The sequence below is a fragment of the Rhizobacter sp. P1_G5 genome (assembly GCF_056405435.1).
Window position 1 is genome coordinate 1 of the sequence record NZ_JBFUCB010000078.1, and the last position, 15,741, is coordinate 15,741.

General features: G+C 68.8%; 16 protein-coding genes. 6 read left to right on the forward strand and 10 right to left on the reverse strand.

Annotated elements, in window-relative coordinates:
- On the reverse strand, nt 1-387 hold a 387-nt coding region (locus AC1D12_RS08300), incomplete at its 3' end, for a thiamine pyrophosphate-binding protein (protein WP_477839879.1).
- A 100-nt stretch (nt 388-487) separates the two neighbouring features.
- Here AC1D12_RS08300 and AC1D12_RS08305 point away from each other — a divergent pair.
- Entirely contained in the window at nt 488-949 is a 462-nt protein-coding gene (locus AC1D12_RS08305; RefSeq protein WP_047510836.1) for an Lrp/AsnC family transcriptional regulator, read from the forward strand.
- A gap of 1 nt (nt 950) precedes the next feature.
- On the opposite strand, the gene AC1D12_RS08310 is transcribed toward AC1D12_RS08305, so the two are convergent.
- Genes AC1D12_RS08310 through AC1D12_RS08335 form a run of 6 tightly spaced genes read right to left on the reverse strand, consistent with a single transcriptional unit; the run spans nt 951 to nt 6,398 of the window.
- Nucleotides 951-1,865, reverse strand: a complete 915-nt coding sequence (locus tag AC1D12_RS08310; protein WP_477839884.1) for a branched-chain amino acid ABC transporter permease — start codon at nt 1,863-1,865, stop codon at nt 951-953.
- A 44-nt stretch (nt 1,866-1,909) separates the two neighbouring features.
- Nucleotides 1,910-2,797 carry a branched-chain amino acid ABC transporter permease gene (locus tag AC1D12_RS08315; protein WP_047510839.1) on the reverse strand — a complete coding sequence of 296 codons (888 nt, stop codon included), beginning with the start codon at nt 2,795-2,797 and terminating at the stop codon, nt 1,910-1,912.
- Nucleotides 2,798-2,833: 36 nt separating this feature from the next.
- On the reverse strand, nt 2,834-4,039 hold the full coding sequence (locus AC1D12_RS08320) for an ABC transporter substrate-binding protein (protein ID WP_477826369.1): 1,206 nt from the start codon (nt 4,037-4,039) through the stop codon (nt 2,834-2,836).
- Nucleotides 4,040-4,070: 31 nt separating this feature from the next.
- A complete protein-coding gene (locus AC1D12_RS08325) occupies nt 4,071-4,775 on the reverse strand; it encodes an ABC transporter ATP-binding protein (protein WP_047510842.1) in 705 nt (234 codons plus the stop codon).
- Between the two features lies 1 nt (nt 4,776).
- A complete protein-coding gene (locus AC1D12_RS08330) occupies nt 4,777-5,565 on the reverse strand; it encodes an ABC transporter ATP-binding protein (RefSeq protein ID WP_047510844.1) in 789 nt (262 codons plus the stop codon).
- Nucleotides 5,566-5,576: 11 nt separating this feature from the next.
- Nucleotides 5,577-6,398 (reverse strand): IclR family transcriptional regulator, encoded by an 822-nt coding sequence (locus tag AC1D12_RS08335; protein WP_052212985.1) that lies wholly within the window; start codon nt 6,396-6,398, stop codon nt 5,577-5,579.
- Nucleotides 6,399-6,678: 280 nt separating this feature from the next.
- Between AC1D12_RS08335 and AC1D12_RS08340 the strand changes: the two genes are divergently transcribed.
- Genes AC1D12_RS08340 through AC1D12_RS08350 form a run of 3 tightly spaced genes read left to right on the forward strand, consistent with a single transcriptional unit; the run spans nt 6,679 to nt 8,439 of the window.
- Nucleotides 6,679-7,221 carry a cytochrome b gene (locus AC1D12_RS08340; protein WP_465110384.1) on the forward strand — a complete coding sequence of 181 codons (543 nt, stop codon included), beginning with the start codon at nt 6,679-6,681 and terminating at the stop codon, nt 7,219-7,221.
- Between the two features lie 28 nt (nt 7,222-7,249).
- Complete coding sequence (locus tag AC1D12_RS08345) at nt 7,250-7,822, forward strand: YceI family protein (RefSeq protein WP_465110383.1); 573 nt, start codon at nt 7,250-7,252, stop codon at nt 7,820-7,822.
- A 41-nt stretch (nt 7,823-7,863) separates the two neighbouring features.
- Nucleotides 7,864-8,439 carry a YceI family protein gene (locus tag AC1D12_RS08350; protein ID WP_047510848.1) on the forward strand — a complete coding sequence of 192 codons (576 nt, stop codon included), beginning with the start codon at nt 7,864-7,866 and terminating at the stop codon, nt 8,437-8,439.
- On the opposite strand, the gene AC1D12_RS08355 is transcribed toward AC1D12_RS08350, so the two are convergent.
- Together AC1D12_RS08355 and AC1D12_RS08360 are read right to left on the reverse strand one after the other, a co-directional pair.
- The gene (locus tag AC1D12_RS08355) at nt 8,440-9,987 is read right to left on the reverse strand and encodes a methyl-accepting chemotaxis protein (protein WP_477824744.1); all 1,548 of its coding nucleotides are present in this window, start codon (nt 9,985-9,987) and stop codon (nt 8,440-8,442) included. It lies immediately after the preceding gene.
- A 102-nt stretch (nt 9,988-10,089) separates the two neighbouring features.
- Nucleotides 10,090-13,074 (reverse strand): L-glutamate gamma-semialdehyde dehydrogenase, encoded by a 2,985-nt coding sequence (locus AC1D12_RS08360; RefSeq protein ID WP_477824743.1) that lies wholly within the window; start codon nt 13,072-13,074, stop codon nt 10,090-10,092.
- A gap of 92 nt (nt 13,075-13,166) precedes the next feature.
- Here AC1D12_RS08360 and AC1D12_RS08365 point away from each other — a divergent pair, with 92 nt between their 5' ends.
- On the forward strand, nt 13,167-13,649 hold the full coding sequence (locus tag AC1D12_RS08365; RefSeq protein ID WP_047510853.1) for an Lrp/AsnC ligand binding domain-containing protein: 483 nt from the start codon (nt 13,167-13,169) through the stop codon (nt 13,647-13,649).
- Between the two features lie 322 nt (nt 13,650-13,971).
- Here the strand turns inward: AC1D12_RS08365 and AC1D12_RS08370 are convergent, their stop codons facing one another.
- Nucleotides 13,972-14,670, reverse strand: a complete 699-nt coding sequence (locus AC1D12_RS08370) for a YggS family pyridoxal phosphate-dependent enzyme (RefSeq protein ID WP_477824742.1) — start codon at nt 14,668-14,670, stop codon at nt 13,972-13,974.
- A gap of 101 nt (nt 14,671-14,771) precedes the next feature.
- Here AC1D12_RS08370 and AC1D12_RS08375 point away from each other — a divergent pair.
- On the forward strand, nt 14,772-15,741 hold a 970-nt coding region (locus AC1D12_RS08375), incomplete at its 3' end, for a type IV pilus twitching motility protein PilT (protein WP_477839882.1).

Here is a 15,741-nt window from a genome sequence, read left to right on the forward strand (position 1 = left end):
CTCCTGGAACGCATCGGTGCCGATCGACGTCGTCGCGACCTGCCCACTGATGCACAGCACCGGCACCGAGTCGCACAGCGCGTCGAGCAGGCCGGTCGTCGTGTTGCTCATGCCGGGCCCCGAGGTCACGAACACCACGCCGATGCGGCCGGTGCTGCGCGCATACCCCTGCGCGGCGTGCACCGCCGCCTGCTCGTGCCGCACCAGCACATGGCGCAGCCGCGGCTCGCGGTGCAGCGCGTCGTACAGCGGCAGCACCGCGCCGCCGGGGTAGCCGAACACGGTGTCGATGCCGTGCGCGAGCAGCGTCGCGATCAGCAGGTCGGCGCTGTCGGGGGTGCGGGTGGGGGCGGGTTGCAGGCAGGCGAGGGCGACAGGTGCATTCATGCCCGGAAGTTTCTCGTGCGACGCGCAGCAAAGGCTGCCGAAACTTCGGCAGGTTACGATGCCAGCGGCAAATCCTCCTGCATCTTCAAGAGGTCACAGCATGCAGCTCGACAAGTTCGACATCGCCATCCTGGAAGCATTGCAGCGCGACGCCCGCATCAGCATGGGCGAACTCGGCACGCAGGTCGGGCTGACCAGTTCGCCGTGCTGGAGCCGCATCAAGCGGCTGGAGCAGGCCGGCGTGATCGAGGGCTACTCGGTGCGCGTGAACGCGGCCGAGGTCGGGCTGCCGGACACGGTGATCGTGCAGGTCACGCTGGACAGCCACTCCGACGAGGCGCTGTTCGAGTTCGGCCGCGCGCTGGAGGCGATCCCCGAGGTGCTGGAGGCCTTCCTGGTGTCGGGCGACTACGACTACTACGTGCGCATCGCCGTCAGTGACACGCGCGACTACGAACGACTGCTGCGCGAGCGGCTCTACAAGATCCCGGGGATCCGGCACAGCAAGTCGAGCTTCGTGCTGCGGCAGTTGAAGCAGAGCTTGCTGCCGCTCAGACGCTAGTTCATGACTTTCGCTTCTGCCACGCGATCAGCTCACCGACGAAGCCGCGCCGGAATGCGATCACGCACACCACGAAGATCACGCCGATGATCACCGTGACCCACGAGCCGACGCGGTCGGCCAGGTAGTCCTGCAGCCCGATGATCGTGAAGGCGCCCAGCACCGGGCCTGCGAAGGTGCCCATGCCGCCGAGCAGCGTCATCAGGATCACCTCGCCCGACAGCGACCAGTGCACGTCCGACAGCGTCGCGAAGCCGAGCACGAAGGTCTTCATCGCACCGRCCAGCCCGGCGATGCCGGTCGACAGCACGAAGGCCAGCAGCTTGTAGCGGTCGACGTCGTAGCCGAGCGAGATCGCGCGCGGCTCGTTCTCGCGGATCGCCTTCAGCACCTGGCCGTACGGCGAATGCACGATGCGCAGGATCAGCAGGAACACCGCGACGAACACCGCCAGCACGAAGAAGTACATCGCCAGGTCATCGGCCATCGGGATCAGGCCGAACAGCTTGCCGCGCGGCACGCCCTGCAGGCCGTCTTCGCCGCCGGTGAACGGCGCCTGCAGGCAGACGAAGTAGATCATCTGCGCCATCGCGAGCGTGATCATCGCGAAGTAGATGCCCTGGCGGCGGATCGCGATCAGGCCGACCACCAGCCCGAGCGCCGCGGCCACCAGCGTGCCGGCGATGATGCCGAGCTCGGGCGTCCAGCCGGCGCTGCGCACCAGCCAGCCGGTGATGTAGGCCGCCGAGCCCATGAAGGCCGCATGCCCGAACGACAGCAGCCCGGTGAAGCCCAGCAGCAGGTTGAAGGCGCACGCGAAGATCGCGAAGCACAGCGCCTTCATCATGAACACCGGGTAGATGCCGATGAAGGGCGCGGCCACCAGCAGCGCCAGCAGCGCACCCCAGGCGATCAGCGATTTGCGCTGGAAGGCCTCGTTCTTGTTCGTGGTGGACACGCTCACTTCTCCTTGCCGAACAGCCCGGCCGGCCGGATCACCAGCACGATCGCCATGATCACGAACACCACGATGTTCGAGGCCTCGGGGTAGAACACCTTGGTCAGCCCCTCGACCAGGCCAAGCATCAGCCCGGTCAGGATCGAGCCGAGGATGGACCCCATGCCGCCGATCACGACCACCGCGAACACCACGATGATCAGGTTGCTGCCCATCAGCGGCGTGACCTGGATCACCGGCGCCGCCAGCACGCCGGCCAGCGCCGCCAGCGCCGAGCCGCCGGCGTACGTGAGCATCACCATGCGCGGCACGTTGATGCCGAAGGCCTGCACCAGCGCCGGGTTCTCGGTGCCGGCGCGCAGCGTGGCGCCGAGCCGCGTCTTCTCGATCAGGAACCAGGTGCCCAGGCACACCGTGAGCGATGCGACGACGACCCACGCGCGGTAGTTCGGCAGCACCATGAAGCCGAGGTTGGTCGCGCCCTGCAGCGCGTCGGGCACGTTGACCTGCTGGCCGGAGACGCCGAACTGGTCGCGGAACACGCCCTCGCCGATCAGCGCGAGGCCGAAGGTCAGCAGCAGCCCGTACAACGGGTCGAGCTTGTACAGGTGCTTGAGCAAGGTCCTCTCGATCACGACGCCGAGCGCCCCGACGATCACCGGCGCGAGCACCAGCGCGCCCCAGTAGCCGAGGCCCCATTTCTCCATCGAGAACCAGGCCACGTAGGCGCCGATCATGTAGAGCGCGCCATGCGCGAAGTTGACGATGCCCAGCAGGCCGAAGATCACCGCCAGGCCCAGGCTGAGCATCGCGTAGAACGAGCCGTTGACCAGGCCGAGCAGCAACTGGCCGGCGAAGGCCTGCAGGGGGATGCCGAAGATTTCTGTCATGGGGCGTCTTTCACGCTGCAGGCCTCGCTCAGGCGGTCACTTCCAGGAAGCGCACTTGCTCTCGGCCTTGGTCGTGAACGCCGCATCGCCCTTGATCGTCTCGACCACGTTGTAGTAGTCCCACGGCTCGGTCGACTTGTCCGGCGTCTTGACCTGCATCAGGTACATGTCGTGCACCATGCGGCCGTCCTCGCGCACCGTGCCGTTCTTCGCGAACATGTCGTTGACCTTGGCCTTGTGCAGCTGCGCGAGCACCTTGTCGCCATCGTCGCTGCCGGTCGCCTTGACGGCCGCCAGGTAGTTCGCGGTCACCGAGTAGTCGGCCGCCTGCAGCGACGACGGCATGCGCTTGACCTTCTCGAAGAACTTGCGGCTCCAGGCGCGCGTCTCGGCATCCTTGTTCCAGTACCAGCTGTCGGTCAGGTACATGCCCTGCGTCGTCTTCAGGCCCAGCGAGTGGATGTCGTTGATGAACACCAGCAGCCCGGCCAGCTTCATCGTCTTCGTGACGCCGAACTCGTTGGCCGCCTTGATCGCGTTGATGGTGTCGCCGCCGGCATTCGCGAGCCCCAGGATCTGCGCCTTGCTCGACTGCGCCTGCAGCAGGAACGACGAGAAGTCGCTGGCCGACAGCGGGTGCTTGACCTGGCCGACCACCGTGCCGCCGGCCCCCTTCACGACATTGGTGGTGTCGTTCTGCAGCGCCTGGCCGAACGCGTAGTCGGCCGACAGGAAATACCAGCTCTTGCCGCCGGCACGCACCACGGCGCCGCCGGTGCCCTTGGCCAGCGCCATCGTGTCGTAGGCCCAGTGGATGGTGTACGGGGTGCACTGCTCGTTGGTCAGCGCCGAGCTGCCGGCGCCCACCGCGATGAACGGCTTCTTCTTCTCGAGCGCCACCTTGGCCATCGCGAGGCTGGTGCCGGAGTTGGTGCCGCCGATCAGCATGTCGACGCCCTGCGTGTCGAACCACTCGCGGGCCTTGGCGGCGGCCACGTCGGCCTTGTTCTGGTGGTCGGCGACGAGCAGCTCGATCTTCTTGCCGTTGATCGCGCCGCCCGCATCGGCGATCGCCATCTTGATGGCCTCGGCGCCGGCCGGGCCGTCGATGTCGGAGTACAGGCCCGACATGTCGGTGATGAAGCCGATGCGGATCACGTCGCCGGAAACCTGCGCGTGGGCAGGGACGAGGGCGGCGGTGGCGGCGAGCGAGCAGGCGGCGGCGATGTGGCTCAGTTTCATTGAGGTCTCCTTGTGTGGTGGATCTTGAAGATCAGACGCCCAGGTACTCGTGGAGCTGGGCCAGGCGGTCAGGCAATTGGGCCTGGGTGAACTCTTGAATGATCTGGCCGTGTTCCATCACGAGGAAGCGGTCGGCCAGCGGCGCGGCGAAGCGGAAGTTCTGCTCCACCATCACGATCGTGTAGCCCTGGCGACGCAGCAGCACCACCATCTCGGCGAGCTTCTGCACGATGACCGGGGCCAGGCCCTCGGAGATCTCGTCGAGCAGCAGCAGCTTCGCGCCGGTGCGCAGGATGCGCGCGACGGCCAGCATCTGCTGCTCGCCGCCCGAGAGGCGCGTGCCCTGGCTGCCCGCGCGCTCCTTCAGGTTCGGGAACATCGCGTAGATCTCGTCGATCGCCATGCCGCCATCGGCCAGCTTCGGCGGCAGCAGCAGGTTCTCCTCGGCCGACAGGCTCGAGAAGATGCCGCGCTCCTCCGGGCAGTAGCCGATGCCGAGCCGCGCGATGCGGTGCGTGGGCATCGCGATGGCCTCCTGCCCGCGGATGCGGATCGAGCCCTTGCGGCTGCCGGTCAGCCCCATGATGGCGCGCAGCGTGCTGGTGCGGCCGGCGCCGTTGCGCCCGAGCAGCGTCACCACCTCGCCTTCGTCGACGTGGAAGTCCACGCCGTGCAGCACATGCGATTCGCCGTACCAGGCCTGCAGCCCGCGGACTTCGAGAAATCGATCGGCCATGTCAGTGCGCGCCCTGCAGTTCGACGTTGGCGGTGCCCATGTAGGCCTCGACGACGGCCGGGTTCTTCGAGACCTCGGCATACGGCCCTTCGGCCAGAGTCGCGCCGCGCTGCAACACCGTGATGGTGTCGGCGATGCTGGCGACCACGCTCATGTTGTGCTCCACCATCAGGATGGTGCGGTTCGCCGACACCTTCTTGATCAGCTGGCGGATGCGGTCGACGTCCTCCAGCCCCATGCCCTGGGTCGGCTCGTCGAGCAGCATCAACTCGGGCTCCATCGCGAGCGTGGTCGCGATCTCGAGCGCGCGCTTGCGGCCATAGCTGAGCTCGACGGTCGGCGTGTCGGCATAGCCGGCGAGGTCGACCTCGGCCAGCAGCGCGCGGGCACGGTCGTTCAGGCTGTGCAGCGTGCGCTCGGACTTCCAGAAATGGAACGAGGTGCCGAGCTTGCGCTGCAGCGCGACACGCACGTTCTCGAGCACGCTCAGGTGCGGGAACACCGCCGAGATCTGGAACGAGCGGATCACGCCGCGCCGTGCGATCTGCGCCGGCTTCTCGCGCGTGATGTCGGCGCCGTTGAAGAGGATCTGCCCGCGCGTGGGCGTCAGGAACTTGGTCAGCAGGTTGAAGCAGGTCGTCTTGCCGGCGCCGTTCGGGCCGATCAGCGCATGGATGTGGCCGCGCCGGACCTTCAGGTCGACCTGGTTCACCGCGACGAAGCCCTTGAACTCCTTCGTCAGCGCGCGGGTCTCGAGGATGGTGTCGCTGGGGCTGGCTGCTGTGCTCATGGCGGTCGTATTCATGGATTCGCTTCGTGCGGCACGGCCATGCTGCCGCCCAGGCGCTGCGTCAGCTCGCGCGCGACGCGCATCACGGTCTCGCTCTGCTGCGCCGCGACCTGCGGGTCGAGCATCGCCTTCTGCAGGCACACGCCGACGCCGGCCACCGCCTGGCCCGACGCGTCGAACACCGGGGCGCCGAAGCAGTACACGCCCTCGCGCACGCTCTCGTCGTCGGTGCTGTAGCCGCGGCGGCGGATCGCGGCCAGCTCGTCGAGCAGCGCACCGCGCTCGATCGGCGCGCGGTTCATGAAGCCCGGCAGCCGGTCCTGCGGAAAGTGGGCGAGCAGCCGGGCCTCGTCCAGCCAGGCGAGCATCGCCTTGCCGGTGGCCGCGCGGTGCGCCGGCAGGCGCATGCCGACGGTGAACGCGAGGCCGAGCGGGCGCACGCCGTTGCGGGCGGCGACGTAGACCACGTCGGCACCGTCGAGCACCGACAGGATCACCGTCTCGGACGGTGCCGCACCGGCCTCGGCCCACAGCGCGGTGAATTCCTGCGCCGGGCTGGTGTGGGCGACGAACGCATGCGCCAGGCCCATCACGCGCGGGCCGATGAAGAAGCAGCCGTCGTCCTCGCGGCGCAGGTAGCCCAGCGCGCTCAGCGTGTTGCACAGCCCGTGCACGCTGCTCTTCGGCAGGCCGAGGCTGGCCGAGAGCCGCGCCAGGCTCATCGCCTCGCGCTGCTGCGCCAGCAGGTCCAGCAACGCGGCGGCCCGCGTGACGGCCGGCACCAGGGCCGGCTTGGTCGCGGGAGCGCGGGGACGTTGGGCTTCTTGCAGCATGCGGAGGGGCTCCGGGGAGATGGCGCCGTTCAATGGGTTGAACCTGGATCGACCCATCGAACAGCCGGCGCAGTCTAAGAGGGGTCTTTGYGCCGGGGAATGCCGGCGCGGCCGGTTCGCGGGAAAGTCCGCACAGGGTTTGCGCGGGGCGGCTCGCTGCATTTTTTTGAATGGTTGCGACAAGCCGGGTGAACTTCGCCCGCCTGACCCGCTCTTAAAGTCGCACTTCACACCCGCAGCTCTGCCTGCGCAAGTGCTTCAAACTGTTTCAAGGCCTTCCATGCGCGCTCCGCCTTCACGCTACGACGCCGTTGCCATCAGCTTCCACTGGCTGCTGGGGCTGGCCATCGTCGCCACGTTCTGCTTCGGGCTGTACATGAGCGGCCTGCCGTTCTCGCCGCAGCGCCTGAAGCTCTTCAACTGGCACAAGTGGGCGGGCGTGACGATCCTCGCGCTGTCGGCGCTGCGCCTGTTGTGGCGCCTGACGCACCGCCCGCCGGCCGACCTGCCGGCGCCCGCCTGGCAGCAGCGAGCATCGCACTGGACGCACACGCTGCTGTACGTGCTGTTCTTCGCGGTGCCGCTGGCCGGCTGGGCGTACAGCTCGGCGGCCGGCTTCCCGATCGTCGCGTTCGGGCTGCTGCCGCTGCCGGATTTCGTGCCGGTCGACAAGGCGCTGGCCGAGACCGCGAAGCAGGCCCATGCGCTGCTCGCCTACGGCCTGGCCGCGCTGGTGCTGCTGCACGTCGCCGCCGCGCTGAAGCACCAGATCATCGACCGCGACGGCCTGCTCGCCCGCATGCTGCCCGGCGGTTCGCGCTGACCCTCACCTTTCACCGGGAGACCCACGAATGAAAACCTACCTCACCGTCGCGAGCTTCGCCCTCGCTGCCGCGTTCGCCTTCCCTGCCTGCGCCCAGGCGCAGCAGAAGGTGGTGCCGGCACAAAGCGAGATCGCCTTCACCAGCAAGCAGATGGGCGTGCCGGTCGACGGCAAGTTCCGCAAGTTCGACGCGCAGGTCGCGTTCGACCCGAAGAAGCCCGAGGCCGCGAAGATCGGCTTCACGATCGACCTGGCCAGCGTCTCGCTCGGCACCGCCGAGACCGAGGCCGAAGTCGCCAAGCCGGACTGGTTCAACACCAAGTCGTTCCCGCAGGCCACCTTCCAGTCGACCACCGTCAAGGCCACCGGTCCGGGCAAGTTCGACGTGGCCGGCAAGCTGGCGATCAAGGGCGCGAGCCACGACGTGGTGGTGCCGGTCGTGCTGGCGCAGGCCGGCGGYAACACCACGGCGACCGGCAGCTTCGTGATCAAGCGCCTCGATTTCAAGATCGGTGACGGCGACTGGAAGGACACCTCGATGGTGGCCAACGACGTCACCGTCAAGTTCAAGCTCGCGCTGACCGGCGTGGGCGCCCTCTGATTTCTCTGCAGTACCTCTTCCACCTCACCAGGACCATTCCCATGCTGACCAAGACCCTGCTCGCCGCCGCCGCCCTCGCCGCTGCCGGCCTCGCCCACGCCGAAGCCGCGACCTACGCGGTCGACCCGACCCACACCTTCGTGACCTTCGAGGCGAAGCACTTCAACACCAGCACGCTGCGCGGCCGCTTCGACAAGAAGGAAGGCACCGTCTCGTTCGACAAGGCCGGCAAGAGCGGCCGTGCCGAGGTGACCTTCGACATGACCTCGGTCAGCACCGGCGTGCCGGCGCTGGACACGCACCTGAAGGGCAAGGACTTCTTCAACGCCGCCGAGGCGCCGACCGCCAAGTTCGTCGGCGACAAGTTCGCGTTCGACGGCGCCGGCAAGGTGACCTCGGTCGCCGGCACGCTGACGATGAACGGCAAGACCCAGCCGGTCACGCTGACGGCCGCGAACTTCAACTGCTACGACAACCCGATGCTCAAGCGCGAAGTGTGCGGCGGCGACTTCGAGACGACGATCCAGCGCAGCCAGTGGGGCGTCAGCTACGGCCTGCAGTACGGCCTGCCGGACAACATCCGCCTGCTGATCCAGATCGAAGCCGTCAAGCAGTAATCACCTCGTTCCGGCCTCGAGCCGGAACACCGATACCGCGCCGGCCAGCCGCTGGGCCTGCGCGTTCAGGCTGCCCGCCGCGGCGGCCGACTCCTCGACCAGCGCGGCGTTCTGCTGCGTCACGCCGTCGAGCTGCTGCACCGCGTCGTTGACCTGGCCGACGCCCTGCGTCTGCTGGCGCGATGCGCCGCTGATCTCGCTGATCAGCGCCGACACCTGGGCGAACCGGCCGACGACGCGTTGCATCGTCGCGCCGGCCTCATCGGCCAGGCGATGCCCTTCCTCGATGCGCTGCGTGCTCTCGGCGACCAGGCCGCGGATCTGCCGCGCCGCCTCGGCGCAGCGTTGCGACAGCGATCGCACCTCGCCGGCCACCACCGAGAAGCCGCGGCCGTGCTCGCCCGATCGGGCCGCCTCGACCGCCGCATTCAGCGCGAGGATGTTGGTCTGCAGCGCGATGCCGTCGATCACGCCGACGATGGTGCCGATGCGCTCGGCCGCCTGCCCGATCTCGTTCATCGTCGCGACCACCTGCGTGACGACCGTGCCGCCGTGATCGGCCACCTGCGAGGCCTCGGCGGCCGCGCTGTCGGCGAGCCGCGCACTTTCGGCATTGCCGCGCACGCTGGTGTCGATCTGGTGCAGCGCCGCGGCCGTCTGCTGCAGGTTGGCCGCCTGCTGTTCGGTGCGGTCCGACAGGTCCATGTTGCCCTGCGCGATCTGCGCGCTCGCGGTGGCGATGCCGTCGGCACCTTCGCGCACCTCGCCGACCACGCGGCGCAGCCCGGCCTGCATGTCGACCAGCGCCTGCAGCACCTCGGCCGCCTCGTCGCGCCCGCTCACCCGGATCTCGCCGCACAGGTCGCCGGTGGCGATGCGCGCAGCGATGCCGCTCGCCTGCTGCAGCGGCCTGGCCACGTCGCGCTGCAGGCGCCACCACACCAGCGCAAACAGCCCGGCGCTGGCCAGCAGCGCACCCGCCAGCACCGACAGGGCGGTGCGGTCGTTCACCGCGACGATGCCGTCGAAGCCGCTGATCTTCTCGTCCGCAAACGCGTTCGAGCGCTCGACGGTGCGGTCGACGCCGCGCCGGTGCGCCTCGTAGTGGGCCTGCACCGCCGGCAGCGCGGCGCGTGCCGCGTCGATGCGTCCGTCGCGCAGCGGCTGCAGCACCTGTGCGCGGGCCGCCTGGAAGAAGCGCTGCGCCGCCTCGTGCTGTTCGCCGAGCAGCTCGTGCTCCAGCCCGTAGGGCGGGTGGGTGCGCCAGTACTCGACGCGGGCGCCGTAGGCGTCGAACAGCACATCGAAACCGCGGGCCGCGTCGGCCGGCGCCAGCGTCCCTTCGAGCGCCTGCGACAGCACCAGCCGCGCCTCGATCAGGTACATCGGCGGCGGCAGCACGTCGGCGGTCACGTCCTTCGCGACGAACACCTGGCGCGCCTGTGCCTGCATGCGCTCGCTGCTCCAGCGGGCACTCGCATGCAGCACCAGCATCGCCACGACGAACATGGCGAGGAACAGCAGCAACACGGACTTGATCGACTTCATCGCAGCACCTCGGCAACACCTGGAACGGCGCCCGAAGCGGGGGCCGTGTCAGGCATTTCGACGTGCTGCCGGTCGCCTTGACCGGGTCATTTGTCCAGGATTTCAGTGGCCGCCGGCCAGCAGCGCCGCGTTGCCGCCGGCCGCCGCGGTGTTGATCGTCAGCGTCTGCTCGGCGCAGAAGCGGTAGAGGTAGTGCGGGCCGCCCGCCTTCGGGCCGGTGCCGCTGAGCCCCTCGCCGCCGAACGGCTGCACGCCGACCACCGCGCCGATCATGTTGCGGTTGACGTAGACGTTGCCGATGCGCGCCGCCTGCGCCAGCCGCAGCGCGCGGCTGTCGATGCGCGTCTGGATGCCCAGCGTCAGCCCGTAGCCGAGCGCGTTGACCTGCGCGATCACGTCGGCCGCGTCGCCGCGCCAGCGCACCACGTGCAGCACCGGGCCGAAGACCTCCTGCCGCACGTCGGCGATGCGCGGCAGCTCGAACGCGACCGGCGCAACCAGGCGCGGGAAGGTCGAGGTCACCGGCGCTTCGCCGATCAGCGTCGCGCTGCCGCGCAGCCGCTCGACGTGGCCGCGGATGCCGGCGAAGGCCCCGTCGTCGATGACCGGGCCGACGTCGGTCGCGAGCAGCGCCGGGTCGTCGACGCGCAGCTCGGCCAGCGCGCCGCGCACCATCTCGATCACGCCGTCGGCCACGCCCTCGTGCACGCACAGCAGCCGCAGCGCCGAGCAGCGCTGGCCGGCCGAGCGGAACGCGCTCTGCACGACGGCGTCGACCACCTGCTCCGGCAGCGCGGTGCTGTCGACCAGCATCGCGTTGATGCCGCCGGTCTCGGCGATCAGCGGCACGATGGCGCCGTCCTTCGCGGCGAGCGTGCGGTTGATGATCTTCGCGACCGCGGTCGAGCCGGTGAAGCACACGCCGGCGGTGCGCGCGTCGGCGACCAGCGCCGCACCGACCGTCTCGCCGGGGCCGTGCAGCATCGCGAGCGCGTCGCGCGGCACGCCGGCGTCGTGCAGCAGCGCGACCAGGCGCTGCGCGACAGCCGGCGTCTGCTCGGCCGGCTTGGCGGCCACCGCGTTGCCGGCCACCAGCGCCGCCACCACCTGGCCGGCGAAGATCGCGAGCGGGAAGTTCCACGGGCTGATGCAGACGAACACGCCGCGGCCGTGCAGCTGCAGCAGGTTGCTCTCGCCGGTCGGGCCCGGCAGGGTCTGCGCGGCCAGCCGCGCCTCGGCCTGGTCGGCGTAGTAGCGGCAGAAGTCGACCGCCTCGCGCACCTCGGCCACGCAGTCGCCCAGGGTCTTGTGCGCCTCCTTCACGAGCAGGCCGCAGAACTCGGGCAGGCGGGCTTCGAGCGCATCGGCGGCGCGGCGCAGCACGGCGGCGCGGTCGGCCAGCGGGGTCGCGTTCCAGGCCTCGAAGCCGGACTGCAAGCGTGCCATCGCGTCGCTCACGTCGGCCACGGTGGATTCGCGCACCGGCTCGACGACGGTCGCGGCCAGTGCCGCGTCCAGCGGCGCCCGCTCCTCGAGGCAGGCCAGGTCGGCCCCGCGCGAGTTGACACGCGCGCCGTCGCCATACAGCGCCCGCGGCAGCGGCTGGCCGATCGCGGCGGCCGGCACCAGCGGCGACGCGAGCAGCTGCTCGACCGGTACCTCGTCGTCCGACAGCTGGTGCACGAACGACGAATTGGCGCCGTTCTCCAGCAGCCGGCGCACCAGGTAGGCCAGCAGGTCGCGGTGCTCGCCGACCGGCGCGTACACGCGCACCGGGATGCCGGCATCGCGCATGACTTCTCGATAGACGCCCTCGCCCATCCCGTGCAGCCGCTGCATCTCGAACGGTGCGCCGGCCGCCCGCGCCATCTGCAGGATCGCCGCGATGGTGCCGGCGTTGTGGGTCGCGAACTGCGGGTAGATCACGTCCGCATGCCCGATCAGCGCGCGGGCGCAGGCCAGGTACGAGATGTCGGTGTGGTGCTTGTGCGTGAACACCGGGTAGCCGGCCAGGCCCAGCTCCTGCGCGCGCTTGATCTCGCCGTCCCAGTAGGCGCCCTTGACCAGCCGCACCATGAACTTCAGGCCGTGCCGGCGGGCGATGCGCGCGACCTCGTCGACCACCTGCAGCGCCCGCGTCTGGTAGGCCTGCACCGCGAGGCCGAAGCCGCGCCACTGCGGGAACTGCTGCGCGATGCGCTCGGCCAGTGCGTCCAGCACGTCGAGCGAGAGCTCCAGGCGGTCGCTCTCCTCGGCATCGATCGTCAGGTTGATGTTGGCGCGCGCGGCCTGCTCGATCAGCTGCCACACGCGGGGCAGCAGCTCGGCGCCGACGCGCTCGCGCTGCGCGTCTTCATAGCGCGAGAAGAGCGCGCTGAGCTTGATCGAGATGCCGTCGGCCGATTCGGGCCCGGCGGCGACGCGGCCACCGCCGATCGCCTCGATCGCCTTCGCGTACGACGCCAGGTAGCGCCGCGCATCGGCCTCGGTGCGCGCGCCCTCGCCGAGCATGTCGTAGCTGAAGCGCAGGCCGGCGTGCTGCTTGCGGGCCGCTGCCGCCTCGCCCATCGCCTCGGCGATGTCGCGGCCGAGCACGAACTGCCGGCCGAGCAGCTGGATCGCGCGCACCGTCGCGGCCACCACCGTCTGCGCGCCGAGGCGCTTGAACAGCCCGGCCTCCGCATCGGCTTGCGGCAGGAATTTCTTCGACAGCGAGATCGCGCTGGCCGACAGGCTCGCCAGCATCTGGTGCGGCCCGCCCGACGACGCATCGAATTCCGCCTTGCCGAGCTGGTCGGCCGTCAGCGCGATCGCGGTCTCGGCATCGGGCACGCGCAGCAGCGCCTCGGCCAGCCGCATCAGCGCCAGCCCCTCGGCGCTGGAGATCGGGTATTCCCGCAGCAGCGACTCCATCGCCCAGAACGGTGCCGGCTTGTCGCGCACCGCCTGCACCCAGGGCCGCGCCGCCTGTTGCACCGCCGCCCAATCCAGCGCCTGCGCGAGGGGTGGCGTCAGGCTTGCTAACAACTCCAGTTCAGCGCGGTACGGGTAGGGCAGGCGGGCGCGAGCCGGCGGCAAAAAAATCATCTTGGGTCACCATTGGTGTTAGTTCTACTAGCGTATCTGCTGATTACATGAATTAATCACCGACAAAAAGCCGGACCTCGAATTCATTCACCATGAAAAGCAATCACAGCCTGCCTGCCACGCTGGACAAGATCGATGCCCGCATCCTGGGCGCGCTGCAGCAGGACGGGCGCATCTCGAACCTGAAGCTCGCCGAGACGGTGCACCTGTCGCCGACCGCCGTGCTGGAGCGGGTGAAGCGGCTGACGCGCGACGGCTTCATCCTCGGCTACGAGGCGCGATTGAACCCCGACAAGCTCGGCGCAGGAATGATGGTCTTCATCGAGGTCGTGCTCGACCGCACGACGCCGGACGTGATGAAGGCCTTCAAGGCGGCGGTGCAGGTGCGGCCGGAGATTCTCGAATGCCACCTGGTGGCGGGCGGCTTCGACTACCTGATCAAGACGCGCGTGGCCGACATGGGCTCGTACCGCGAGCTGATCGGCTCGGTGATCTGGAGCCTGCCGGGGGTGCGGGAGACGCACACGTATGCGGTGATGGAGGAGGTCAAGAACACGACGGCTCTTCCGATCTGAGCTCTGAGTTCGGAAGGCGGGTGCGGGGAGGCTGTGGYGCGCCGTCGGGTGCGGTCTTCGCCCCTCTCGGGGCGAAGACTCCCCTGCGCTGACTGGTTTCATGGCCCGTCGCCCAAACTCCCGCCACTCACTTCGTTCGTTGTGGTCAAACAGTGGGCGACAGTCAGTTCACGAAGCGTGCTGGCGCACGCGGGCCATGAAACCAGCCAGCTCCGGCGCCCCCTCCTTATTGGCGCTCCACAGCCTCCCCGCACCCGCCTTCTGCCACCGCCCTGCCTTTTGGGAGGTGACAAGCGAACAAATGGGGATTGAGCCCGGGTTGTCACCCGGGACTGGAGCGCCCACCGAAAATCGCGCTGCCGACGCGCACCATCGTCGCACCCTCGGCGATCGCCGCATCCATGTCGGCCGACATACCCATGGACAAGGTATCCAGCGCGAGTCCTTCGGTGTTCAATTGCTCCAGCAATTCCCGCAGCGCCCGGTGCGGTGCGCGCTGGGCCTCGAAGTCGCCGACCGGCTCGGGAATCGCCATCAACCCACGCAGCCTGACTTGCGGCAGCGCCACGACCTGCCGCGCCACCTCGGCCACCTCGCCCGGCACCAGCCCGCTCTTGCTCGCCTCGCCGCTGATATTCACCTGCAGGCACAGCTGCAGCGGTGCCAGATGGGCAGGCCGCTGCTCCGACAGCCGCTGCGCGACCTTCAGCCGGTCGACGGTGTGCACCCAGTCGAACTGCTCGGCGACGACGCGCGTCTTGTTGCTCTGCAGCGGGCCGATCAGGTGCCACTCGACCTGGCTGCGCAACTCGGCCAGCGCGGCGATCTTGTCGACGCCCTCCTGCACGTAGTTCTCGCCGAAGCGGCGCTCGCCGGCGGCAAAGGCCTCGCGCACGGCCTGCGGCCCGAAGGTTTTGGTAACACACAGCAGCGTGACGCTTCGCACGGGGCGTTGTGAGACCACACACGCCTGCGTGATGCGTTGGTGCACTTGTTGTATGTTCGAAGCAATCGTCGCCATAATTCCCCGAGCCTATCTCAAGCCACCAGGGACACCCGGGAAAGGCGGCGCAGCGAGCCGCGCCGACGAGGTGGCCGCTCACAACCTCTTACAAGCACCCCATGGACATCACCCAACTGCTCGCGTTCTCGGTCAAGAACAAGGCCTCCGACCTTCACTTGTCGGCAGGGCTGCCGCCGATGATCCGCGTGCACGGCGATGTGCGTCGCATCAATGTCGACCCGCTCGAGCACAAGCAGGTGCACGAGATGGTCTACGACATCATGAACGACTCGCAGCGCAAGAACTACGAAGAAACGCTTGAGTGCGACTTCTCGTTCGAGATCCAGGGCCTGGCCCGCTTCCGGGTCAACGCCTTCAACCAGAACCGCGGCGCCGGCGCCGTGTTCCGGACCATTCCGTCGAAGATCCTGACGCTCGAGCAGCTCAACACGCCCAAGGTGTTCGCCGAGCTCGCGCTGAAGCCGCGCGGCCTGGTGCTCGTCACCGGCCCGACCGGCTCGGGCAAGTCGACCACGCTGGCCGCGATGGTCAACCACCTGAACGAAAACGAGTACGGCCACGTGCTGACGGTCGAAGACCCCATCGAGTTCGTGCACGAGTCCAAGAAGTGCCTGGTCAACCAGCGCGAGGTCGGCCCGCACACGCTGAGCTTCGCGAACGCGCTGCGCTCGGCGCTGCGCGAAGACCCGGACTGCATCCTGGTGGGCGAAATGCGCGACCTGGAAACCATCCGCCTCGCGCTGACCGCCGCCGAGACGGGCCACCTGGTGTTCGGCACGCTGCACACCAGTTCCGCTGCCAAGACCATCGACCGCGTGGTCGACGTGTTCCCGGCCGCCGAGAAGGAAATGGTGCGCTCGATGCTGTCGGAATCGCTGATCGGCGTGATCTCGCAGACGCTGTGCAAGCTGAAGGACGGCAGCGGCCGCGCCGCGGCGCACGAGATCATGCTGGGCACCGCGGCCATCCGCAACCTGATCCGCGAGAACAAGATCGCGCAGATGTATTCGTCGATCCAGACCGGCAACACCGTGGGCATGCAGACGCTCGACCAGAACCTGTCGGACC